Genomic DNA, 24,634 nt, shown 5'->3' with positions numbered 1-24,634 from the left:
ATGACAGCCTCAATTAAATCCTCTCTTTTTTTCTTATGAATTGCTAAATAATCATCTAGATAGCTCGAAAATTTATTATTTACTTTCTTTAAAATTCATCATTTATGAAAGAGTTACGATTTAATAGATCAAATGTTAAGGTAAACTCACCTAGTGACAAACAATATGTATACAAAACATCGATTTCCCAAAACCCCTCACAATCATGATAACGATTAACAAACTTATCTAGTAATACAGTTGCGGTATCTAATAATCTTTTCTTCATTTATCTAAAGACAATAATATAGAAATAAAACTTTTATCATAATTAATCAAAGATTTGCATTATCTACAATCTTTAACTGCCTCTTCTCATATACGGTCATCATAAATGCTAAACCACATAAAATGACAAAACCGCAAGTCATTGGAATTAATGTGCCGTTATATAATTGCCCAATAATAGAGGCAAGAATAAGTGACAAAACGGAGGACGCTGCACCAATAATAGCCGATGCCATGCCGGCAACATGCCCCATTGGCTCCATTGCAATCGCATTTAAATTACCAAATAGAGTTCCAAATAATAAGAACAGAATGCAGGCATAAAGCATAAACATCCAAAATGCTACAGTCACACCTATAAGTTGAATCCCTAAGAAAATAATTGAAATTAAGCAAAGACCGAGAAATCCATAAATACAGATTGGACGCATACCAAATTTCATGACAATTTTAGAATTGGTAAATGAAGCAATGCCCATTACACCAGCAAGCACAGCAAAATAAGCACTAAATTCTTGCCCAGTTTTACCAAATTGCTGCATAAAAATTTGTTGAGAAGTTCCCAAATAACCAATAAATCCACCAAAACAAAAGCCTGCACATAGCAAATAGCTCATGGTGGTTTTATTACTCACTACTTCTTTAAAGCCCTCTTGAAATGCTTGTAAACGCATAGGTAAACGGTTTTCAGGAATTAGTGTCTCTTCTAATCGTAGAGCGACCCATGCCCCAACGACTAGTGCATACGCCATGTATAAAACAAAAATATCACGCCAACCAAAGAAATGAATAATAAGCTGCCCCAGACTTGGTGCAATCGCAGGTGCAACCATAAAGACCATCATGATTAAAGACATGATACGGGCCATTTGAGCACCGCTGTATTTATCTCTAACAATTGAAATAGAAGCAACATAAGGCCCAGAAACCCCAATACCTTGAATGAAGCGTCCTACTAAAAACCATTCAAAACTTTGTGTGGTAAAGCACAATAAACTTCCCAAAAAGTAAATGATGATACCGGTAAATAAAATGCGCTTACGGCCGATTGCATCGGATAGCGGTCCCGCTATAAGCTGACCTATTGTCATACCGGAAAAAATACCAATGATGACCCATTGAGTCTGATTATTATTCTTTAATTCAAAAACTCGTCCAATCTCACCTAAGGCAGGTAAAACTGCATCTATCGAAAAAGAAACAATAGACATGAGTAATGCCATCAGAAGTGCAAACTCACGGAAATGGATTTTTGAATTCATTTTTCTTCTCTACTATTTATTTTATTCACATTGTACTACATACAAATAAGCCACCTGACGGTGGCTTATTTCAATTTTTATATTATCCAATAAACTTACGTGCATTACGGAACATACGTAACCATGCACCGTCTTCAGTCCACTCTTCTGGACTCCAAGAGTGTTGAATTGCACGGAAGGTACGCTCTGGGTGCGGCATCATAATCGTTGCACGACCGTCTTTAGATGTTACACCAGTAATCGCTTCCGGCGAACCGTTCGGGTTCAATGGATAATGTTGAGTCGGGTTACCGTGACTATCAACATAACGCAATGCAACTTGATTCGCTGCATTTAAGCTTGCAATATCAGCTTCGCTAGCAACTGCACGACCTTCACCATGTGCTACAGCAATCGGTAAAATCGAACCTTCCATACCATCTAGTAATACAGAAACAGATTTTTCAACACGAACGTTTACGCTACGCGCTTCAAAAACTTCTGACATATTACGATGGAAACGTGGCCAGTGTTCAGCACCCGGAATAAGCGGTGCTAATTGTGACAACATTTGGCAACCATTACAGATACCTAAGCTAAACGTACCTTCACGGTGGAAGAATTGCTCGAATTGATCACGTAATTTTGCATTAAACAGAACTGATTTTGCCCAGCCACCGCCAGCACCCATTACGTCACCGTAAGAGAAACCACCACAAGTTACCAAGCCTTCGAAATCACTTAGGCTTACACGACCAGCAAGTAAATCACTCATGTGCACGTCAACGGTATTGAAACCAACCTTGTCAAAGGCTGCCGCCATCTCAATATGACCATTTACGCCTTGCTCACGCAAGATTGCCATATTCGGACGACGTGTGTTAATGAACGGTGCTTCAATAGGTTCATTCAAGTCAAATGTTGGTTTAGCAATTAAGCCTTGATGTGATTTATCAGTAATTAAAGCAAATTCTTGGTCAGCAGTTTCTACGTTATCACGTAAACGTTGGATCTGATGAGATACTTCAGACCAAGCTTGTTGTAACTCTGCACGCTCTAGTGTTAAGCCATTTACAGATAATTGATCGGTGTTATTTACACGACCAACTACAGCAATTGCATCTTTTAAGCTAGAAGCAGCAACTTCTGCTTGTAAAGCTTCCCAATCAACTGCTTTGATTTGAACTACTGCACCAATTTCTTCTGCAAATAAGCCCGCAGTAGTTTGGTTCTCTAATGCTACACCTAAACGTGAAGCAAACATCATTTCAGCTACAGTTGCAAGTAAACCACCATCACCGATGTCGTGGTAAGCTTGAATCAAGCCACGGTTATTCCAGTCTTGAATTAAAGCAAAGAACGCTTTGAAATCATCAAAACTATCAACGTCTGGAGTGATTGAACCAATTGCTTTATATACTTGAGCAAGAATCGAACCACCTAAACGGAACTGACCTTTAGATAAATCAATACGTACAAGTACTGAATCTTCTAAATTCTTAAGTTCAGGCGTTAAAGTCTTACGAACATCAGCTACTGGAGCAAATGCAGTAATTACACCAGTCATTGGAGAGGTTACAGCTTTATCTTCACCGTTATCATTCCAAGTGGTACGCATTGAAAGTGAGTCTTTACCTACAGGAATCGCAATTCCTAAAGCAGGACACATTTCCATACCAATCGCTTTCACACCTTCAAACAATGCTTGGTCTTCACCTTTTTGACCAGCAGCAGCCATCCAGTTTGCTGAAAGTTTGATATCGCTAATTTGTTCAATGTTTGCACATGCAATATTGGTAATTGCTTCAGCAACTGCCAAACGAGCAGACGCTGCTGGATTCAACAATGCAACTGGCGGACGCTCCCCCATTGCCATTGCTTCACCAGTGAAGCCTTGTAGGCTTGTAGTCGTTACTGCTGCATCTGCAACAGGAATCTGCCAACGACCAACCATTTGGTCACGTGCAACCATACCTGTAATTGAACGGTCACCAATGGTGATCAAGAATGACTTAGATGCAACTGTAGGATTTTTCAATACACGGAAAATAGCATCTTTCAAATCAACTTTTGAAGCGTCAAATTCGTTACCTTTACGTTCAATTGTTTCATAAGAACGTTGCATACGCGGTGTACCACCAAGCATCACTTGCATTGGGATATCAACTGCGTTGTTTTGGAACAATGGATCTTCAACAGTTAAGTGACGAGCTTCAGTTGCTTCACCTAACACGGCAAACGGACAACGTTCACGAGCACAGATTGATTCGAACTGTTCTAAAGACTCTGGACGAATTGCAAGAACATAACGCTCTTGTGCTTCATTTGACCAGATTTCCATTGGGCTCATGCCCGGCTCTAATGAAGGAATCTTACGAAGGTTAAGAACTGCACCTAACTCGTGGTCGTTTACAAGCTCAGGCATTGCATTTGATAAACCACCAGCACCTACGTCATGAATAGATACGATTGGGTTGAAGTCTTCTAAACGCCAGCATGTATCAATCACTTCCTGACAACGGCGTTCCATTTCTGGGTTTTCACGTTGTACAGATGCGAAATCAAGGCTTTCCCCCATTGTGCCGCTATCTACAGAAGAGGCTGCACCACCACCAAGACCAATTAACATCGCAGGACCACCCAATACAATGAGCAGATCACCCGGTTGAATCGCATCTTTTTCTACATGGTCAGGACGGATGTTACCGTAACCACCAGCAATCATGATTGGCTTATGGAAGCCCTTCACTTCACCATTTACATTTTGTTCGAAAGTACGGAAATAACCATTTAATGCAGGACGACCGAATTCGTTGTTAAATGCCGCGCCACCTAATGGACCTTCAATCATAATTTGTAATGGCGATGCCATACGTGAAGGTTTACCGTAGTTTTCTTCCCAAGGTTGTTCAAAACCAGGAATATTTAAGTTAGAAACTGTAAAGCCTGTTAAACCCGCTTTTGGTTTACCACCACGACCAGTTGCACCTTCATCACGGATTTCACCGCCTGAACCTGTTGCTGCACCAGCAAATGGAGAAATTGCTGTTGGGTGGTTGTGCGTTTCCACCTTCATTAAAATATGAGCAGCTTGGCTCTTATATTTGTAAACAAAATGACCGTTTTCATCTGCTTTCGGATAAAAACGCATCGTGTCATAACCAACAATTACAGAAGCGTTATCTTTATATGCTGATAACACGTCAGTTGGAGATTCTTTATAGGTGTTTTTAATCATTTGGAACAATGATAATGGTTGTTTTTCACCATCAATTGTCCATTCAGAACCGAAGATTTTATGACGACAATGTTCAGAGTTTGCTTGTGCAAACATCATTAACTCGATGTCATTTGGGTTACGACCAAGTCGAGTAAATGCTTCTGTTAAATAATCAATTTCTTGTTCAGATAAAGCAAAACCAAATTCGTTGTTGGCTTTTACTAATGCTTCTTTACCTTGACCTAAAATATCAATTGAATTTAAAGGTTTTGGTGCTGTTTCTGAAAATAGTGCTTTTGCATCTTCAATTTGTGCAAAAACAGTTTCAGTCATACGGTCATGAAGTACTTGTTTTACTTCATTAGCAATTTCAGAAACACCTTTTAACGTAAATAAAAGACCACGTTCTAAACGGTGAACTGGTGTATTACAGTTCTTGAAGATATCAGTTGCTTTAGAAGACCAAGGTGAAATAGTACCCACACGTGGTGTCACTAAAATCTGAATCTCATCACTTGCAGGTTGACGAAGTTCAAAAGACTCACCGTCATTTAATAATTGCAAAGCAGATTGATGTTGCTGCTCGTTGAGCGCTTGATCAAACAAATAGACCCATTGGCTGTCAAAAGATTGAACAGAACTAATTGACGATAAACGTGTTAATAGTTGAGCTTTCTTAAAAGAAGAATGTGCTGCTGCACCGGCCACGATAAACATGTTGATTTTGGCTCCACGGGCAGGTCTTGTGAACCTTACCGCAATGTGACTTTAGAGAGAGCGCATATTCTACTGTGTCTTGCTAAAATCAGCTAGATGTAGAATCAGTATTCTGTAACCTAATTCTGCAAGAAGTGACGTGTTTTTTGTTCAAAATCATTTTTTTAATCATTCTCACTCAAAATAAATTGTTTCATGTTTATTCAATAACATAATAAAACCTGAACTAAGACAAACTATGTCGCACCACGCTAGTGCTTTTAAGTTTTTTTTGGCATGATCAGGCTTTATAGTTTTGAATAATGATAAATGGAACAAATGCGTTGGTTAGAACTGCTTTCTGCGGTTCGTTTAGGTAGCAAAAAAAGCAGTACAGAGCTGGCTCGTAGCCCATTTCATAAAGATTATGACCGCATTATATTTTCACAAAGTTTTCGTCAGTTAAACCGTAAGACCCAAGTTCACCCTTTAGCACAGCATGACGGTATCCATACCCGTTTAACTCACTCCCTTGAGGTTTCCTGTATTGGCCGTTCCATGGGCATGCTGGCAGCCGAAAAAATAAAAGATGAATTGCCCGTTTGGATTTCTCCTGCCGATGTCGGTGCAATCATTCAAGCAGCCTGCCTTGCTCATGATATTGGCAACCCACCCTTTGGTCATGCCGGCGAGTATGCGATTCGTGAATGGTTTGACGATGCCTCACATAATGATTTTCTAAAAAAATTAACTCCCGAAGAAGAAGCCGATGTTCGTCAGTTTGAAGGCAATGCTCAAGGTTTACGCTTATTAACCCGTATTGACTATCATCCAGATGATGGAGGAATGCGTTTAACTTACGCGACCTTAGGCGCTTATTTAAAATATCCTTGGCTTTCAAAAACAATTGCTTCCCAAGGCGATCGTCCCTCTCACCAACGGGCGAAATTTGGTTGTTATCAGTCTGAAAAAGAAATTTTAAAACAAATTGCTGAACAGCTTGGTCTCATTCAATTAGGTGAATATCACTACTGCCGCCATCCACTCACCTATTTATTAGAAGCAGCAGATGATATTTGCTATGCCCTAATCGACTTAGAAGATGGCATTATTTTAAATATGCTGCACTATCAAGAAGTTGAACCGATTTTTCTGAACTTAATTGCAGATTATGGTCAACCTGAAGAGTTGTCACAGCCGAGCAGTACATGGCAACAAAAAATTTCGGCATTACGTGGCCGTGTTATGAAGCGTCTGGTTGATGAAGTCACAACAGCTTTTGCTAAGCATCAGTATGAAATTATTACGGGTCAGCTTCAAGGTAGCCTTTTACAATACTGCTCGCCAGATATTGCTAAAGGTATTGAAACAGCTAAAAATCTGGCTCGTGAAAAAATATTTGAACATCCACAAAAGTCTGGTTTAGAAATTATTGCTCATCAAAGTTTGCAAACTATTCTTGATGCATTTGTACCATTAACCATGCCGCATAAATCTTTAAGCTTTAAAGAGCAACGTTTAATGTCTATTCTCCATTTATACGGTGCTCGCTTTAGCAACAACCACTACAACAATATCATGCAGGTACTCGATATTATTAGTAAGTTTTCAGATCATCAGGCTTATAGCTTGGCGCAAGAGCTACAAGGTAATAAAATCGGCTTGTTTTAAGTTGCCTTAATATAGAAAGAAATACAGCTGGTGTCGTTTTAATACATTTAGAACGACCAGATTTACAGTTATGAATAAGTGAAATTACGCTATGATCGGATGTTTAATTGGCGAAGTGTTTGCCCTAGAAGCCCCAACTGTCTTACTGAATGTAAATGGTGTGGGCTATGAAATTGATACGCCACTTTCAACATTTTGCCAATTACAAAAAGGCCAGAAAGTTACGCTATGGACGCATTTGGTCGTCCGCGAAGATGCTCAGCAGCTTTATGGTTTTAGTGATGCTCAAGAGAAAACAATTTTCCGCACCTTATTAAAAGTAAATGGTGTTGGCCCGAAAATGGCATTAGGTATTCTCTCTACTTTAAGTGTTGAATTGCTAGTACACACAATTGAACATGACGATGTAAACACTTTGGTTAAAGTTCCGGGTGTAGGTAAAAAAACGGCTGAACGTTTAATGATTGAACTACGTGACCGTTTCAAAACCTTGGCTCAAGGCACTTCAACTGTGGCTACCATGCCTCAAATTCAATTTGCTGCAAACTCTCCTGTTGCTGAAGCAGAAGCAGCATTACAGTCTTTAGGTTATAAACCACTTGAAGCACAAAAAGCTGTAGCTGCGGTTAAAGCCGATTACACTGAATCAGCCGATATTATTCGTGCTGCTCTTAAATCAATGATGAAGTAAATACATTTATGCAAGACCGTCTAATCAGTGGAACAGAAAAACCTGAAGATCATTTTGATCGGGCTATTCGACCGACTTCACTTGCCGATTATATTGGACAGCCAGTTGTACGCGAGCAAATGGAAATTTTCATCGGTGCGGCTCGTGGTCGTGGTGAAGCACTCGATCACACACTGATTTTCGGTCCACCTGGCTTAGGAAAAACCACGCTTGCCAATATTATTGCGCGTGAAATGGGTGGCAATCTCAAATCCACTTCAGGACCTGTTTTAGAGCGTGCGGGTGATTTGGCTGCAATGCTCACCAACCTTGAAGAAGGCGATGTTCTATTTATTGATGAAATTCACCGTCTTTCTCCAGTGATTGAAGAAATTCTGTATCCGGCAATGGAAGATTACCAACTCGATATCATGATTGGTGAAGGCCCTGCTGCTCGTTCAATTAAACTAGATTTACCACCTTTTACGCTCGTTGCTGCCACCACACGTGCCGGCTTACTCACCTCACCTCTACGCGACCGTTTTGGTATTGTGCAGCGTCTTGAGTTTTACTCTGTAGAAGACCTAACTCATATCGTGTCACGTTCTGCAAACCTCATGGATGTACCAATTACAGTTGAAGGTGCAGAAGAAGTAGCTCGTCGCTCACGCGGTACTCCGCGTATTGCCAACCGTTTATTACGACGTGTTCGAGACTATGCACAAGTAAAAGGTACGGGTGAAGTGACTCATGAAATGGCACAACGTGCGCTTGATATGCTCAATGTTGATAAAGCTGGTCTAGATACCTTAGACCGTCGTTATTTGAGCATGTTACTCGAGCGTTTTGATGGCGGTCCTGCTGGAGTTGAAGCGCTTGCAGCTGCCATGGCTGAAGACAGCGGCACACTTGAAGACGTGATTGAACCTTATTTAATTCAACAAGGTTATGTCATGCGTACCGCACGAGGTCGTATAGCAACCAACCAATCTTATTTACAGTTTGGAATGACGCCCCCTGAGCCTAAAAACTAAGCAAAGGAAGAGAGTTTTCTCTTCCTTTTTTAATTTAACTATTCTTTTTAACTCAAATAAAAATTGTCTTATCAATAAGTTAATTACTCTATACCTTTTAAGTCTTTATTTATACCTTATTGATTTTTTAATATTTTTAAAAACTGAATTATAAGAAATCTAGATATTAAATCTTATGAACAATAATATTTTTAGGATAAGGACATGTACAAAAAAGCCGCTTTACTTCTGCCATTCGCCTTAATGAGTCAACTGAGCCTAGCAGATTGGATCAAAGATGCTGCACAACAAAATGAAAATCAGGTCATTCAGTTAAGACAACATATTCATCAAAATCCTGAACTTGGCAATATGGAATTTAAAACATCTGCACTTGTTCAAAAAGAATTAAAGTCTTATGGCATTCAAGTCAAAACGGGTTATGCCAAAACAGGGGTTGTAGGTATTTTAAAAGGAAATAAACCCGGCCCTATTATTGCGCTTAGAGCCGATATGGATGCACTACCTATGGAAGAAAAAAGTGGTGTGCCATTTGCAAGTAAACAAAAAGCAATTTACCAAGGTAAAGAAACCTATGTAATGCATGCTTGTGGACATGATGCGCACACTGCAATGTTATTAGGGGCTGCAAAAATTCTGGCTGCCAATAAAGATAAAATATCAGGTACCGTTGTCTTTGTTTTTCAACCCGCTGAAGAAGGTGGAGCAGATATAGACAATTTCACGCAAGGTGATCAAATCGGATCAAGAAAAATGATCGCAGATGGAGCATTTAGAGACTATAAACCTGAAGCCATTTTTGGCATACATGTCATATCTGGTATGCAAAGTGGACATCTTTATTATAAAGACGGTGCTATTTTAAATAGTGCAGACCATTTACGTATTCAAGTCAACGGCAAGCAAGTACATGGCTCTACTCCTTGGTTAGGTAGAGATCCAATTTATGCATCGGCACAAATGATTAATAATTTACAAAGCCTTATTAGCCGAAGGACTGATCTCACCCAAGGTATGGGGGTAGTGAGTATTGGTAATATTCAGGGTGGCACAGCAGGAAATATAATTCCTGAACAAGTTAATATGGTGGGAACTATTCGTTCTAATAACGAACAGATACGGGCAAATATCTTAAAAAGTTTCCCAGCCATGATAGAGCATAATGCTCAAGCCAATGATGTGACTGCTAAAGTTGAAATTGCGCCCTATGCTCCAGTAACAATGAATGACAAAGCACTGACTCAACTTATTCAACCCACATTACTCAAGGTTGTTGGAGACTCAAAACTTCATGTTTTGGATCATAATGCAAGCGCAAGTGAAGATTTTGCCTATTATGGCAAATTAATGCCCTCATTTTTTATTTTCTTGGGTGCAACACCAGAAAATCATGATTTAACTCAAGCTGCACCAAATCATAGTCCCTATTTTATTGTAGATGATAAGGCCTTAAAAACAGGAACTGAGCTGCATATAAGATTTGTATTAGATTATCCCAATATAGCTAAACAAGTTCAGGCTGCGTGGAAACAGTCTTAACTTAACAATATGCTTGCATAGAGGGTACCGTTTTAGACAACAAAGACAGCCATCGCAATTGAAAGGTTGTGCCATAGGACTTAGTATGCAATCTGCTAAACTGCCCCGTATTTAAAAGCAGATGTATGACTTGAGATAGAACTGATGTTTTATTCAGCAGTCATATTTTAAATATAAAGCTCTATAGTGAACTAAAACGGAATACTCTCATGGCGAATCATTTTGAATTCAACATTCGTGTTTATATCGAAGATACGGACGCAGGTGGTATTGTTTACCATGCCAACCACATTCGCTATATGGAGCGTACCCGTACAGAATGGCTCCGCGCTGCTGGTGTTGACCATTACTGGCGTCAAAAAGATTACAACTTTGTTGTTCATAAAATTGATGTGAAATACATGCGTCCTATTTTAATGGATGACTTAATTACTGTTACAGCACGTGTAGTTTCATGTAAAGCTGCGTCATTTGTGTTGCAACAAAATATTTATCGTGGTGAAATCTTGCTTGCTTCTGGCGAGGTTGAATTGGCATGTTTAAGTAAAGAAATGATGCCACGTCGCCTTCCTGAAGAAATACGTGATCTTATTCGTAAAGAATTGGAACAAGACTAAAAAAAGCAACCGGCATATGTAACTATGGCAACAAACATTGAATCAACCCTGCATATTTCTGACCTTATCTTACAAGCAAGTCCAGTCGTCCAATTGGTCATGCTAATTTTATTGTTAGCATCAATCTTTAGTTGGTACTTAATTGCCAAGTTACATATGGGTTATAAAAAAGCACGTCAAGGTGATGAACATTTCCAAAAAATGTTCTGGTCTGGTGCTGAACTTAATACGCTCTATAACAACGCACAACTCAATTCAAAACGCTCAGGCCTTGAGGATATCTTTTATCAAGGACTGAGTGAGTTTTTCAAACTTAAAAAGCGTAACGCGTCTACCTCTCAAACGATCGAAGGCACCGAGCGTATTTTACGTGTAGGTTTAAGTCGTGATCAGGGTACCCTTGAATATGGCCTAGGCACTCTAGCAAGTATCGGTTCTGTTGCTCCATATATCGGTTTATTCGGTACAGTTTGGGGAATCATGAATGCCTTTATCGGTTTGGCTGCCGTTGATCAAGTGACTTTAGCAACAGTTGCGCCGGGTATTGCTGAAGCGCTTATTGCAACTGCTATTGGTTTATTTGCTGCAATTCCTGCGGTATTAGCTTTTAACCACTTTACGGCTAAAGGTGAAAGCGTCTACTCTGACCGCGCACTATTTGCTGAAGAAATGATTGCTTTATTGCAACGTCAATCTGTGGGTTCATCACAGGAAGATGCATAATGGCTATTCAACGTTCAGGGCGCTTTGAGCGCATAAAAAAACCATTAAAAAGTGACATGAACGTCGTCCCTTATATCGATGTAATGCTTGTGCTTTTAGTCATTTTCATGGTGACTGCTCCCATGATTACTAGCGGTATTAAAGTCGACTTACCTCAGGCAAATAATCGTCCAATTGAATCAAAAGATATGCCAGCCATGGTAACCATTGGTAAAGACGGCAATATTTATCTTCAATATCAAGACTACAAAGATAACGAACCACTTTCTCGTGAAAAACTTGAATCTGTTTTAAGTGAAGCACAAAAGCAAGCTGAACAAGAAAACAAACAGCTTACGGTTTTAGTGAATGGTGATAAATCTCGTCCTTATGGCGAAGTCGTATCATTGATGGCAAGTTTACAAGAAGCAGGTTTAACGCAAGTTGGCCTTCTGACAGAGCCTTTAAAATAAGCTATGAACAAAAATCAAAAGCCTCCGTTTAAACAAAATGCAATTGCATTGGGCTTCACACTTGGAGTTCATGCAATTGCTATTGTCGGCTTGCTTTTTTTAGGCTTGAGTAAACCACCTGAACAGCCAAAAAAGCTGACGACTATTTTAGTTAAGCCAGAAGATTTACCACCGCCTTTAGCAAAAGAAGTTGAGCAACAAACCACAGCAGAAAATCAGGCTGAAGAAGTTTTAAGTCCGATTGTGGATGAAAATGTTCCTCAAAATATTCCAGCAGTACCAGTGCCACCTCCTCCACCAACAGCACAACATCTGGTTGCCCAAAAGCAAAAAGCTGAGCAAGCAAAATTAGCTGAGGAAAAACGTAAAGCTGAAGAAGCGGCTAAAGCGAAGCAAGCTGCGGAACAACAACGTTTAGAGGAAGCTCAAAAACAGCAGGCTGAAGCTAAGCGTCAAGCTGAAGCGAAAGCTGCAAAAGTTGAAGCTGAACAAAAGCGTAAAGCTGAAACTGAAGCAAAAACTAAACATGAACAAAGTGAAGCTCGCAAAGTTGCTGAGGAAGCCAAACGTAAAGCTGAGGCTGACGCAAAACTAAAACGTGAAGCAGAAAATGCAAAACTTCAGGCACAGCAAGAAGCAAAACGTAAGGCTGAAGCTGAGGCAAAAGCTAAACATGAAGCCCGAAAAGCTGCGGAAGATGCTAAACGTAAAGCAGCTGAAGAGGCGAAAGTTAAACAGCAGAAAGTAGCTGAGGAAGCCAAGCGTAAAGCTGAAGCTGATGCGAAAGCCCAAAAGCAGAAAGCGGCTGAAGAGGCTAAGCATAAAGCTGAAGCTGATGCGAAGGCCCAAAAGCAGAAAGCGGCTGAAGAGGCTAAGCGTAAAGCTGAGGCTGATGCAAAAGCCAAACAGCAAAAAGCGGCTGAAGAGGCTAAGCATAAAGCTGAAGCTGACGCGAAGGCTAAAAAGCAGAAAGCGGCTGAAGAGGCTAAGCATAAAGCTGAAGCTGACGCGAAGGCTAAAAAGCAGAAAGCGGCTGAAGCTGATGCGAAAGCGAAACAGCAAAAAGCGGCTGAAGAGGCTAAGCGTAAAGCTGAGGCTGAGGCAGAAGAAAAAGCTGCATCTGCCAAAAAAGCACAGGAAGAAGCTGCACAGAAAAAGGGTGAAGCCAAAAAAATTGCATCTTCAGCGAAGCGTGATTTTGAACAGAAAATTCGAAATGCTTGGGATATCCCAGCAGGAACATCGGGTCAGAAAGCAACTGCGCGTGTCACTCTCAGCGATAGTGGAGCTGTATTATCAGTTATTGTTAGCTCTAGCAACCCAGATGTTAAAGCGAGTGTTGAAGCTGCGATTCGTTCTGCTGCACCTTACCCAATGCCATCCGATCCTGATGCTCGACGTGAAGCAAGGTCATTCAGTTCAACATTTACTGCAAAATAAGTATATTGTTACATGCTTTAAATAGTTTAAGGCATGTAACTATGTTACAAAATCCACAGTCACAAAAATGCCTTCAATGACTTTAAACCTATGAAAACGACCCGCAAACACCTTCTAGCCTTAACGTTGCTTACAGCATTAAGTCCTCTTGCACCGACAGCTGCCTTTGCTCAATTACATTTAGAAATTGCAAAAGCACCTGATCAGGCGCCAAAAATCGCTATTGTTCCATTTAATAATGACAATGGTCTCTACCCTATTGTTGAGACTGACTTAAACCGTTCAGGCCGCTTTACAAGTTCATCAAAAAATTTACCTGCAAATGCTGCAATTAATCAAATTCAAGCATCTGATTGGCAAGCTGCTGGTATTCCATATGTTGTTACTGGACAAATTAAGCAAACGGCTGATGGGTTTGAAGTTCATTACCAGCTTTATGATGTGCAAAAACAGCAATATCTTTTGAATGAATTGCTAAATGTTCCTGCTTCACGTGTGCGTCAAGCAGGACATATGGTAAGTGACGCTATTTATCAAGCATTGACTGGTATTGCAGGTGATTTTAGTGGTCGTATTGCCTATGTACTACGTAATCCCGCAACCCCAGCGGAACGTTACACCTTACAAATTGCAGATACAGATGGTGAACAACCAAAAACTGTTCTCTCTTCACGCGACCCGATTTTGTCTCCGGCATGGACTCCGGACGCTAAAAAAATTGCTTATGTTTCTTTTGAAACTAAACGCCCAGCAATTTACTTACAAGATCTCTCTACAGGAACACGTGAAGTACTGACTAGCTTTAAAGGCTTAAATGGTGCACCGAGCTTTTCACCAGATGGTAAATCAATGCTATTTACAGCATCAATGAACGGTAACCCTGAAATTTATCAAATGGATTTATCAACTCGCCAAGTCAAACGTATGACAAATGACTCAGGCATTGATACAGAAGCACGTTATACACCAGATGGAAAAGCTTTTATTTTCACATCTGACCGTGGAGGCTCTCCTCAAATTTATCGCTATGATTTTGGAGATGGCTCAGTAAAACGTTTAACATTTAAAGGGTCGTTTAATGCTCGTGGCACTTTAAGTGCAGATGGTAAAAAAATTGCACTGGTGCATCGACCAAGTGGCAGTAACTATAAAGTTGCTATCCAAGATATTAATACAGGCATTGTCAATATTCTTACCCCAACCAGTTTAGATGAATCACCAAGTTTCTCACCAAATGGGCAAATGGTGGTTTACGCAACTCGTGAAGGAAACCGTGGTTTACTGTCTATCATGTCCACTGATGGTCGTTTCCGTATGAATTTACCGAGTGAGCAAGGTGAAGTACGTGAACCAGCCTGGGCACCTAAATAACTTTTTCTTCCATTGATGGAGATGATGATGAAATCAATCAAATATTTGGCTTTTCCTCTACTTAGTGTAGCGCTTGTCATGACAGGTTGTGCGAGCCGTAAACCAGCAACGACTGCAAATGCTGGTACTACAAACCCAAGCACCGTAAACACAACAGGTTTAAGTGAAGATGCTGCATTAAATGCCCAAAATTTGGCAGGTGCTTCATCAAAAGGTGTAACTGAGGCAAATAAAGCTGCTTTAGCTAAACGTGTTGTTCACTTTGATTACGACAGCAGTGATTTATCTGCTGAAGACTATCAAACTCTTCAAGCCCATGCTCAATTCCTCATGGCCAATGCAAACTCAAAAGTTGCATTAACTGGTCATACAGATGAACGCGGTACGCGTGAATACAACATGGCTTTAGGTGAGCGTCGTGCAAAAGCCGTTCAAAGTTACCTTATTACAAGTGGTGTAAATCCACAGCAACTTGAAGCGGTAAGTTATGGTAAAGAAGCGCCAGTTAATCCAGGACATGACGAATCAGCATGGAAAGAAAACCGCCGTGTTGAAATTAACTATGAAGCGGTTCCTCCCCTATTAAAATAAAACATCTAAAAAAATAAACGCCCAAATATGGGCGTTTATTTTTGCATTCTTAATTTAAGAAGATTTATTGTCCTCTTCTTCTGAATGTTGCATTGACTCAATCAAATCGTGCTTATTAAAAGCTTTATATTCAGGTTTTGCTTCATAATCTTTCCAAGCCTCCTGAACACTTTCTTTCGAAATTTCTTCTAAATTGATTGGTTCACCTGCCGTTGGGGTCGCATCAAACTTCTTAGTTGTCATTTCGATTCTCCTAAATATACATTCCTTTGCTATGCAAACAACATACCACGTAAAATGGGGCTTGTAAGCATAAATGCAACACAAATAAAGTAAGATAATTTTTATTTTTCGGCATTCTCATCTAGAATATGCCACGTATTTATTTGACTCATTTTGATGCTTGCGCACAGGAGCGTTTTTTTATGTCCAACCTCACATTGTCCCAATTTTTACAACAAGAAAAAGGGAACCTTACACCTGAGTTGGCCCAAGTTATCGACACGATTGCGACGACTTGTAAAACCATTGACCAAGCCCTACAAAAAGGTGCATTGGCTGGAATTTTAGGTAGTGCAGGTAATGAAAATGTTCAAGGTGAAACACAGAAAAAACTTGATGTGATTTCTAATGACTATTTAATTGATGCTTTAAAAGTTCATCCTCATGTAGGTGGTCTTGCGTCTGAAGAACTTGATGATTTTACACCTGCGCAAGAAAACGGCAAATACTTGGTACTATTCGACCCATTAGATGGTTCAAGTAACATTGATATCAACATGTGCGTAGGAACAATCTTCTCGATTCTTCCTGCAAAAAATGCAGTTACACAAGCGCAAGATTTCATGCAAGCAGGTACTCAACAAGTCGCTGCTGGTTATGTGTTATATGGCCCATCAACAATGATGGCTTTAACAGTTGGAAATGGTGTAGTTTTCTTTACTTTAGATCCAGAAACTCAAACATTCTTACTTACTACAGAGAATGTTCAAGTATCAGCAGATACTCAAGAATTTGCAATTAACGCATCTAACCAGCGTCATTGGGAACAACCAGTGAAACAATATATTGAAGAGTTACTTGCAGGTAAAACATCTGTACGTGAAAAAGATTTCAATATGCGTTGGGTAGCATGTATGGTGGGTGATATTCACCGTATTTTATGCCGTGGTGGTATCTTCCTTTATCCATATGACTTAAAAGATCCGAAAAAAGCTGGTCGTTTACGTCTAATGTATGAAGCTAACCCAATGAGTATGCTCATTGAACAAGCAGGTGGTTCATCAACTACAGGCCGTGTTCGTATTTTAGACATTGAACCAACAGAGCTTCACCAACGTGTTCCGGTAATTATCGGTTCTAAAAACGAAGTTGAACGCGTAACAAGCTATCATTAATAATTAAATTATAGAGGGCGTCATATAGTATGATGACGCCCTTTTGGATATATCCTTATGGCGGTTATTTTTTTAGAATCAAAAGACAATGCAAAAATTAAACATTTGCGTGGTTTAATTGAACTCAATAGCGCCCGAAAAAAGCATCAACAAACGGTTCTTGAAGGTACTCACCTTTGCCTAGCTTGGTTACAACAACAGAAAAAACTCTTTTCTTTGTTTACAACTGAACAAGCATTGGAACACAGCGATTTAAAGAAAATAATTGAGCTCCATCAGGGTCATGTCTTTATTATCAGTGAAGTTTTATATAAAGACTTAAGTACCTTAGGTAATACGCTTCCTTGCTTAGCTATTATTGATTTGCCTAAAACTGCATCAACGATTGACTATAACGTAGACACTCTAATTCTCGAAAATGTACAAGACCCAGGTAACGTAGGCACATTATTACGGTCTGCAGCAGCAGCGAATATTAAACAAATTATTTGTACACAAGGCTCTGCCTCACTTTGGTCTCCACGTGTTTTAAGAGCAGGTATGGGCGCACATTTTAGCCTGTCTTGCTTTGAAAACTTTCAATTGACCGATATTCTTCCTAAATTCGATATTCCTGTTTTCGTTACAAGCTCTCATCGCTCGACCAGTCTTTATTCAAAAGATCTTTCAAAACCATGTGTTTGGATTTTAGGCAACGAAGGACAAGGCGCAAGTGATTACGCTTTAGAGCATGCACAATCAGTAACAATACCGCAACCAGGTGGTCAAGAGTCGTTAAATGTAGCAATTGCAGGATCAATTTGTTTTTTTGAAATGGTTCGCCAACGCCAATAAAACGTTAATTTATTTTACATCGCTCATATTTGTGAAAAAAATCATTTACACTACTAAAAAATAGCCGATTGTTGTCAACCTCCCACCTCTTTTCAACGTTATATAAGAGATATATTGAAGATAAGGTGGGTACGTCCAATGACAGGATTTTCCATCTCCATGGATTTAGCACCGAAAAAGTCTCGATCGGAAGCATCTAGTGTTCATGCCAGCACGGCTGAACAACGCCTAAAGGTTTTTATGCAAGATGTTACTGGACGTGCTTTAGTGATGATGGAAAGTGCTACCCAAGGTCAACAAGGCATTGCCATGGACTTGGTTCAGGAAGCATTTATTGCTTTACACAAGTCTTACGCCGATCGAAGTACTGAAGAATGGTATCCGCTGTTTTATACCATTCTAAACAATAAACTTCAGGATTGGCGCCGCAAAGAAGCCCGTCGAGCAAATCCATTTTCATTCTTCAAAAAAGTTAGTCTAGACAATGATGATGAAGAAATCATTGATATTGTCGATGAAAAAGCAATCAATCCAGCAGATTTTCTAGATCAAGCAGTGACCATAGAAGAAATTCAGGAAGCGATTGCAAAACTACCTGTTCGTCAACAACAAGCTTTCATGTTACGTGCTTGGGAAGGTTTCGATACCCACACCACAGCGCAAATTATGAACTGTACTGAAGGTAGTGTAAAAACCCATTATCATCGAGCAATTCAGGGACTTAGAGAGTACTTAGCGCATTTAAATCCCATGGGAGGTTCCAATGAATCATGATGATTTCACTAAAAAGGTGACGTCTAAACTCGATAGTTTGGCCCATCACCATAAAAATAAAACAGTGGTGATGAATCATGTGCTTGACCATATCCAACAAAAACCAGCCTCTTTTTATAGTGTCTGGAAAATGACTGGTTTTGCACTTGCAGCAGCAATTACTGGTTTTGTTATTTTGCCTAATTCGGTAGATATGATGGATAAGCCACAAAATCAAGTGGTTGTAAATCCTAAATTATCACCACAAATGGTGGAAGATTTAGAAATGCTGATGGTGTTGGGTGAGGATAAAGTTCAACATGGTAGCTAAAAAGTTAGCACTTATCCTTTGTTCATTAAGTTTCCTGCAAACCAGTTTTGCGGGTTTTGAACGTTTCTGGATTTTTTCTAAAGATGCCAATACTCAAGTAGATGATACTTGGAATGCTTTGTCTGAAGAAGAACAACGAGCAGTAATTAAACGCTATCAAAGCTTGAAAGAATTACCAGCAAACCAAAGCGCTAATCTGCAACAACGTATGGATTGGTTCAACCAACTTCCAGATGCAGAAAAACAGAAAATGCGTGAAGCTTGGCAAAAAATGAGTACACAAGAACGTAATGATTTACGTCAACGCATGCTCAAAGCAAGTGCTGATGAAAGAACCGCTATACGTGAAGAATATATCAACAAATATTTAGAGCACTAAAAACTGTTTTTTTTAATAATGTGCCATTCAAAAATCTAATAAGAAATAAAAAAAGCCTCCTATGGAGGCTTTTTTTATTTATGCTTATTTACGGTAACGTCTATAGACAATCAAACTTAGCAAGGATGCCAGAGAGAAAATTCCAATACTTCCTCCACCTCCACTTCGAGAATCATCTGTTGTAGTTGCTGTACTTACTAAATTAATCGTTCCTGCTTTAGCTGAAATAGTTCCATCTGCATCATAAACATAGTAAGTCAATGTATCATTGAAGGTGTTAAATACGTTACTCGCTTGAATATAGATGTTACCACCATAGCAAGTATTACCGCTATCATCTTTAGGACATGGCCCTTCTCGATCTGCTTTGACTACCTTGAAAATACCATCCTTTGAAGTTTTACTTGGTATATAAATCGGTAACTCTACACCCTGATCATTCACCCAAAATTTAGGTTTATTTGGCTTTGTCTTAAGTGTACTTGTAGGACCGTCCCCATCATCATTCGCATACTGTAATAAATTCAAAGGAATGACTTCATTTGCTAAATATTTAAAAGTTACAGTTCCATCACCAGCAACTGGTGGGATATTATCAAATCGGGCTTCTAATAATCCAGATGATTGAGTAGTGCCATCTTTACTGCTAATTGTATATTTACAATAGTTATAATCACCTGCTTGGGTAATAATATCATCTGAACGATAGAATATAATTTGCTGTAAAGCATCATTCCATTCACAAAAAAGTCCATCATCCTTTTTAATGTTTGTAACTTTATCGTCGATCAATCCTGTACCGACAGTTTCAAGATTAATATTATAATCAGATGTATTAAAGAACTTTAATAAGTGACTACTATCTTCATTTGGTAAAGGTAAACCATTTGCCTTTAAGTCGATATAAATTGCTCGATATTTTGCATTTGCTTTAGTTTGATCAAGAAGGTTCTTGTAATTTGCTGAATCGATTTTTAATACATTTAATAAATATGCATAATCTGGATTCAAGATATTCTTCTGAACCGTATCATATTGAGATTGATATTTTGCAAGCAGATCTGTAAGTGACGTATTACCTAAACCTTTTATATCTCCAGCGGTCAGTTTCATTAGTTCAATCGAACCAATATCACAGCTATTACGACCATTTGGTTGATAATATAATTTACTATCGGCAAGGCGTGAAAGTCCGCGCTGGTCGATAGAAGTACATGAGTCTTTACCCTCTGGGTCTACATCTACTAGATTCTTACCACTTATATTATTTTTAGGATAATAAATTGGTAAAAAACCAGTCTCTGGCCCAGCTGAATGTAAAGGTTCTAATAATGAGTCAAAAGACTGGCCTGCTATATCAACAGTTCGATGTGTAGACGTAAGAGCTTCCTTTGGTAGATCACATTTTCCAGCATCATTCGTCAAATTTAATGCGTTAAAAGATAGGATGAAACCAGCATTTTTTAAATCAGTGGCTGGCCCTATAAAATAATGACAGGCATAGGTTCCCGGGTTATAACCGATTAAATTAAATCTTAATTCTTTACTTCCTAATGTGTCATATAAGAACGTGGTATAAGCATTATTTTCAACAATAGTATTATTTTTTAAGGTTAAACTACTGTTAGCGCTAAGTATGGTTGAAGGATTAGGTGTACCGTTAGGAGTAGCATCACCAGTAAATTTCAAAATGCTACCATTTACTGTATTTGCAATATTTTTAGCTATTGTATTAATTGTAAAGGTTGCTTTCGGCTCTCCACAAAACTCAAAAGTATTATTAGAACTATTTGAACCATTACTCATAATACTAGAAGAGGTAAATGTTACTTCCCGTTTTGTATAGGCTGTGCCATTCCAACAACTCATTGAAAGTACACTTCCAGATGTTGCATTATTACCTTGAATCAAAGAGTGAGTTGCCGACAAATTAACATTATCGCCACCGAGAAAAATAGCACCACCTTTAGATGCTTGTGAGTTCAAGATTTGACTATTTAATAAGGTAACATTACCACCTGCATAAATAGCACCACCAAAGTCTTGTGCTGAACCATTTTCCAAAATAATATTTTGAAGAAATAAAGGTTGTTTATTTACCGCTGTATTAAAGATACGTGACTTACCAGCAGCATTAATTCTCGTCTGTAACGGTTGTAATGCTGGATAATCATTGGTTAAAACACTTTTTTCTGCCCAATTTTTATCTTGATCTTTTTCACCATATCCATAAATCGCAATATCTGCATTTGGAACCAATTCTTTGTTTAATGTATAAGTTCCTGCTTTTAATTGGATTACCTGACTTTTAGAAGTGTTATAGACTGTACATCCATAATCAGATCTTCGTGTTTCAGCAACTTTTATGGCTTCCCTTAACGAACATGCATTAGGGTTTTCACCATCTTCATCTGCAAAAGTTGTTACTTCGATTCTTTGATTTGCTGTATCAGCAAAAAGTGGCATAGCCGCTAGCACAGCTAATGCTAATACTGCTTTTTTATAGTTTTTCATAGTCCTCATCCCTGATTATGACTTGAAACGGCGCAATGCAATTAATCCGAATAATCCCAAAATTAATCCACCACCAACACTTCCCCCACCACCAGTACTAACAGACTTATCTTCAATACCAGATACAGGTTCTTGGACTACGGTTGCTGGAATCGAGACATATTGGAAATCGGTTCCATCATTAAATCTTGATACACTCGTAACGACTTGAATACTAAAAATGTCTGCACCATGCCAGTTTCCATTTGGCGTATAAACCACGTTTCCATTTTGGTCTATGGTTACACTACCTTTAGAGACTGGCGTATCAGTACTTTGTTTTATTTTTAGACAACCTGGTTGCCATTCTTTTCCATCGGGACGGTCACCAAATAGACGCTTACATGTAGCTGGTGTGACCAAATCTGCTTCACTTAAAGAATTTAAAATATTAAATTTTGCAACTTGTCCATATTTAATATCTTGCCCTACTGTTGCGATTTCATTATTTAAAATATATTCAATTGCCCCTAAATCACATAACTCATCATAACCACTACGGTTTTTTCCACGTTGATCGAGTTTCTCACAACTCGCTAAACCAATTGATGAGCCATCACTATATAAACGTCCTTTATTAATAATTAAGGAGTCAGCTAAAGTGTTATAGCTCTCAAGTAATCGTGGTTTAAAAAAGCCAAGGAAACTATCTTTTGGTGTATTAAATGGACATAACAAGCCGTCTTTAGCGGTTACATCACATATGCCTTCATCACTATCACCAGCAATTAACTTTTCACTTGTAGGCAAAAGTATATTAGGCAGCTTTGCAGAAGCATTGCGATTACAATCAGTGGTCACTAAGTTGCTTTGGACAACAGTTTGATCATTTGTATTTGGAGTACAGTTAACCCCATTACCGACTAAAATACTGTTAGAAACAGAAGCATTTCCTTGAGGAGCATCTAAAAATAAACCTGCTGCATTTTTAATCATTGTAATATTATTAACAAACATTCCATCTTTAATGTTTGCAATAAAACCAACTTTATTATGGAAAAAGGTACTATTACTAAAGCCTATGGCACGTACATTTAAGTATCCACCAGTACTTTCATCATCAAATTTTGTTGCGCCATAAAATAAGGCACCCTCTGCAGAAGAAACTTCATTATCTCGGACTACAGATTGGGTCACTAAATATAAAGGCTGCTCGCTGTAAATGACGCCGCCTTGGGTTGCTTTATTATTTTGAATCAAACTATTTATGATAGTTACAAAGCCAGCTGTTTGACCTGTTTTCGATAACAATCCTTGATTGTAAATCGCCCCACCCTGATTGGCATATCCACCAATCAATCGAGAGTTTTGAATAGTCAATTTTTCATGGTTTAAAATTAAACCACCTGTTAAAACATTAGAGTTTGCGCCTGCACCTTGTAAGTTAAGATCACTTAAGGTCACAGCAAAAGAAGCTTTTTCAACGCTACCATCATCAATTTTAAATAATTGATCTGTACCGACCATTTTGATAGTTGCATTATGAGAACCAGGCTGATCAGTATCAACTAATGTAGAATCATTTTTTGCTGTACTAATTGTAAGGGGAGCTGTAATCGTTATTCTGCTATTTAAGCTATATTCTTGATCGCGCTGTAAAATAATATTTGATGAAGCATCTTTATTCCCACAACCATGATACCCATTTGCATATTTTTCAACGTCAGCTGCATTAGATGAGCCACGATAATTTAGGAACTGTACAGCTTCCCTAAGCGTACATACCGTATCATCTTTATCTTCATCAGCTAAACTTGTCACTTGAATATCAGCAGAATAAGCGTGCCCAGCAGCAGCCAATAATGCAAAAGCAATGCTCCGTTTGAGCATACCCTTCTCCTTACCTATTTTTTTCATTTTTCTTTGTCAATATTGCAAAGTGTCCACTTTTGCAATCGCATCCTTTGTGCGTACTTTGTCACAGGAATCAGAATTTCTCAAGATATTTTGATCGGCCTATCCGGTCATTTTGTTCATATAACTTTATAAATATTTGGTTATTTAAGCATCTATTGATATATGAAAATTTTCTTAGGAAAAATTTTAACAATACACTTTAAAGTTAAAAGCATAAGTATTTAATAGTTCATTATTTTTTTAGCAAAAAACCCAAGTTCACCCCAACCAAAGAAATAACGAGATGTATGAAACAATTTATTGTTGGTACTCATCAATTAAAGCATAAATTTGTCTTAACGTTGCATTTGAAAGCTTAGTCTTCTCACCTTTAAGAAGTTTTTCTAACTGTGCTACGGTTTGTAATAAAACAGAAGCTTGATGCGGCCCATGTAAAAGTAAATAGTCGACAATCTGCTGATCGAAATGGATACCACGTCTAGCCATAACGGAAGTGACTAAAGCATAACGGTCTGCGTATAGACTTCCACTTGGCACTTTTACACTGACCGCTTGGGTAAGACGTGATTGTAAGTCTGGTAACTCGAGTTTTAATTCAATCGGCGCAACACGTGAAGAAAATACAAGTTGCCCTTCATGGTTATTCATTAAATGAAACACCGCTTTTTGCCAGTGCGGCACGCCACTAATAGATTCAATATCATCTAAAGCAACTAAATCATAATGCTCTAAACAAGTAATTGCCTCAATCGGAGCATCAAGAAGTTCCAACAGTGAAACTTTTATTGCTGACTTGCCTACTTCTAAATAAGAATCACAAATCGCTGAAAGCAAATGACTCTTACCTGTTCCAGCTCCACCATAGATATAAAATCTATTGACTAGACCTGCATGTAGTTGACGCACTGCATCGACTACATGCCCCCAACCTGGTCCCGAAAAATCACTGATTCGGGCATCAAGTTGAGGTTCTATATCCAGTTGGAGTTGACGCATAT

The 24,634-nt window shown here is 38.8% G+C and carries 21 protein-coding genes; 15 read left to right on the top strand and 6 right to left on the bottom strand.

Annotated elements, in window-relative coordinates; all coding sequences use genetic code 11:
* Positions 1-314: 314 nt before the first annotated feature.
* Entirely contained in the window at positions 315-1,529 is a 1,215-nt protein-coding gene (locus J582_RS12020) for a multidrug effflux MFS transporter (protein ID WP_031981974.1), read from the bottom strand.
* Between the two features lie 82 nt (positions 1,530-1,611).
* On the bottom strand, positions 1,612-5,445 hold the full coding sequence (gene purL / locus J582_RS12015) for a phosphoribosylformylglycinamidine synthase (RefSeq protein WP_031981973.1): 3,834 nt from the start codon (positions 5,443-5,445) through the stop codon (positions 1,612-1,614).
* A 309-nt stretch (positions 5,446-5,754) separates the two neighbouring features.
* On the opposite strand from purL, the gene J582_RS12010 reads away from it, so the two are divergent.
* The 10 genes from J582_RS12010 to pal all read left to right on the top strand — a co-directional run bounded on the left by J582_RS12010 (position 5,755) and on the right by pal (position 15,532).
* Positions 5,755-7,095 carry a deoxyguanosinetriphosphate triphosphohydrolase gene (locus J582_RS12010; protein ID WP_002052941.1) on the top strand — a complete coding sequence of 447 codons (1,341 nt, stop codon included), beginning with the start codon at positions 5,755-5,757 and terminating at the stop codon, positions 7,093-7,095.
* Between the two features lie 91 nt (positions 7,096-7,186).
* Positions 7,187-7,786, top strand: coding sequence for a Holliday junction branch migration protein RuvA (ruvA, locus tag J582_RS12005; RefSeq protein WP_004707498.1), 600 nt, complete (start codon positions 7,187-7,189; stop codon positions 7,784-7,786).
* Positions 7,787-7,794: 8 nt separating this feature from the next.
* Positions 7,795-8,799 (top strand): Holliday junction branch migration DNA helicase RuvB, encoded by a 1,005-nt coding sequence (ruvB, locus tag J582_RS12000; RefSeq protein ID WP_002052424.1) that lies wholly within the window; start codon positions 7,795-7,797, stop codon positions 8,797-8,799.
* A gap of 204 nt (positions 8,800-9,003) precedes the next feature.
* Positions 9,004-10,338, top strand: coding sequence for a M20 family metallopeptidase (locus J582_RS11995; RefSeq protein ID WP_032047932.1), 1,335 nt, complete (start codon positions 9,004-9,006; stop codon positions 10,336-10,338).
* Between the two features lie 209 nt (positions 10,339-10,547).
* Positions 10,548-10,955 carry a tol-pal system-associated acyl-CoA thioesterase gene (ybgC, locus tag J582_RS11990; protein WP_002052673.1) on the top strand — a complete coding sequence of 136 codons (408 nt, stop codon included), beginning with the start codon at positions 10,548-10,550 and terminating at the stop codon, positions 10,953-10,955.
* 24 nt (positions 10,956-10,979) lie between these two features.
* Positions 10,980-11,678, top strand: a complete 699-nt coding sequence (gene tolQ / locus J582_RS11985; protein ID WP_002052880.1) for a protein TolQ — start codon at positions 10,980-10,982, stop codon at positions 11,676-11,678.
* Complete coding sequence (gene tolR / locus J582_RS11980; protein WP_002052868.1) at positions 11,678-12,130, top strand: protein TolR; 453 nt, start codon at positions 11,678-11,680, stop codon at positions 12,128-12,130. Before tolQ ends, tolR begins: the two co-directional genes overlap by 1 nt.
* Positions 12,131-12,133: 3 nt before the next feature.
* Entirely contained in the window at positions 12,134-13,570 is a 1,437-nt protein-coding gene (tolA, locus tag J582_RS11975) for a cell envelope integrity protein TolA (RefSeq protein WP_031981968.1), read from the top strand.
* Positions 13,571-13,660: 90 nt separating this feature from the next.
* On the top strand, positions 13,661-14,941 hold the full coding sequence (tolB, locus tag J582_RS11970; protein WP_002052600.1) for a Tol-Pal system beta propeller repeat protein TolB: 1,281 nt from the start codon (positions 13,661-13,663) through the stop codon (positions 14,939-14,941).
* 27 nt (positions 14,942-14,968) lie between these two features.
* Complete coding sequence (gene pal / locus J582_RS11965) at positions 14,969-15,532, top strand: peptidoglycan-associated lipoprotein Pal (RefSeq protein ID WP_002052670.1); 564 nt, start codon at positions 14,969-14,971, stop codon at positions 15,530-15,532.
* Positions 15,533-15,586: 54 nt separating this feature from the next.
* Here pal and J582_RS11960 read toward each other — a convergent pair whose 3' ends face one another.
* Positions 15,587-15,775, bottom strand: a complete 189-nt coding sequence (locus J582_RS11960; RefSeq protein WP_004707487.1) for an NF038105 family protein — start codon at positions 15,773-15,775, stop codon at positions 15,587-15,589.
* Positions 15,776-15,957: 182 nt separating this feature from the next.
* Here J582_RS11960 and J582_RS11955 point away from each other — a divergent pair, with 182 nt between their 5' ends.
* The 5 genes from J582_RS11955 to J582_RS11935 all read left to right on the top strand — a co-directional run bounded on the left by J582_RS11955 (position 15,958) and on the right by J582_RS11935 (position 19,226).
* A complete protein-coding gene (locus J582_RS11955; RefSeq protein WP_031981967.1) occupies positions 15,958-16,929 on the top strand; it encodes a class 1 fructose-bisphosphatase in 972 nt (323 codons plus the stop codon).
* A gap of 57 nt (positions 16,930-16,986) precedes the next feature.
* A complete protein-coding gene (locus J582_RS11950) occupies positions 16,987-17,763 on the top strand; it encodes a TrmH family RNA methyltransferase (RefSeq protein ID WP_017394371.1) in 777 nt (258 codons plus the stop codon).
* Between the two features lie 159 nt (positions 17,764-17,922).
* Positions 17,923-18,537, top strand: a complete 615-nt coding sequence (locus tag J582_RS11945; RefSeq protein WP_000362317.1) for an RNA polymerase sigma factor — start codon at positions 17,923-17,925, stop codon at positions 18,535-18,537.
* On the top strand, positions 18,527-18,847 hold the full coding sequence (locus tag J582_RS11940) for a hypothetical protein (RefSeq protein ID WP_002052599.1): 321 nt from the start codon (positions 18,527-18,529) through the stop codon (positions 18,845-18,847). The genes J582_RS11945 and J582_RS11940 overlap by 11 nt, the downstream gene beginning before the upstream one ends.
* Positions 18,837-19,226, top strand: a complete 390-nt coding sequence (locus J582_RS11935) for a DUF3106 domain-containing protein (protein WP_002052406.1) — start codon at positions 18,837-18,839, stop codon at positions 19,224-19,226. Before J582_RS11940 ends, J582_RS11935 begins: the two co-directional genes overlap by 11 nt.
* Positions 19,227-19,310: 84 nt before the next feature.
* On the opposite strand, the gene J582_RS11930 is transcribed toward J582_RS11935, so the two are convergent.
* The 3 genes from J582_RS11930 to hda form a co-directional block, all read right to left on the bottom strand.
* On the bottom strand, positions 19,311-21,740 hold the full coding sequence (locus J582_RS11930; protein WP_031981965.1) for a CSLREA domain-containing protein: 2,430 nt from the start codon (positions 21,738-21,740) through the stop codon (positions 19,311-19,313).
* 15 nt (positions 21,741-21,755) lie between these two features.
* Positions 21,756-23,609 carry a rhombotarget A gene (rbtA, locus tag J582_RS11925; protein ID WP_032047931.1) on the bottom strand — a complete coding sequence of 618 codons (1,854 nt, stop codon included), beginning with the start codon at positions 23,607-23,609 and terminating at the stop codon, positions 21,756-21,758.
* Positions 23,610-23,933: 324 nt separating this feature from the next.
* Positions 23,934-24,632: a DnaA regulatory inactivator Hda gene (gene hda / locus J582_RS11920; protein ID WP_001249536.1), complete on the bottom strand. Its 699-nt coding sequence runs from the start codon at positions 24,630-24,632 to the stop codon at positions 23,934-23,936.
* Positions 24,633-24,634 lie beyond the last annotated feature (2 nt).

It is taken from the genome of Acinetobacter sp. 1566109, from assembly GCF_000582255.1.
GTDB lineage: Bacteria > Pseudomonadota > Gammaproteobacteria > Pseudomonadales > Moraxellaceae > Acinetobacter > Acinetobacter nosocomialis.
Note: the sequence above shows the minus strand (reverse complement) of the source record. Positions and strands in the feature narration are given on the sequence as shown.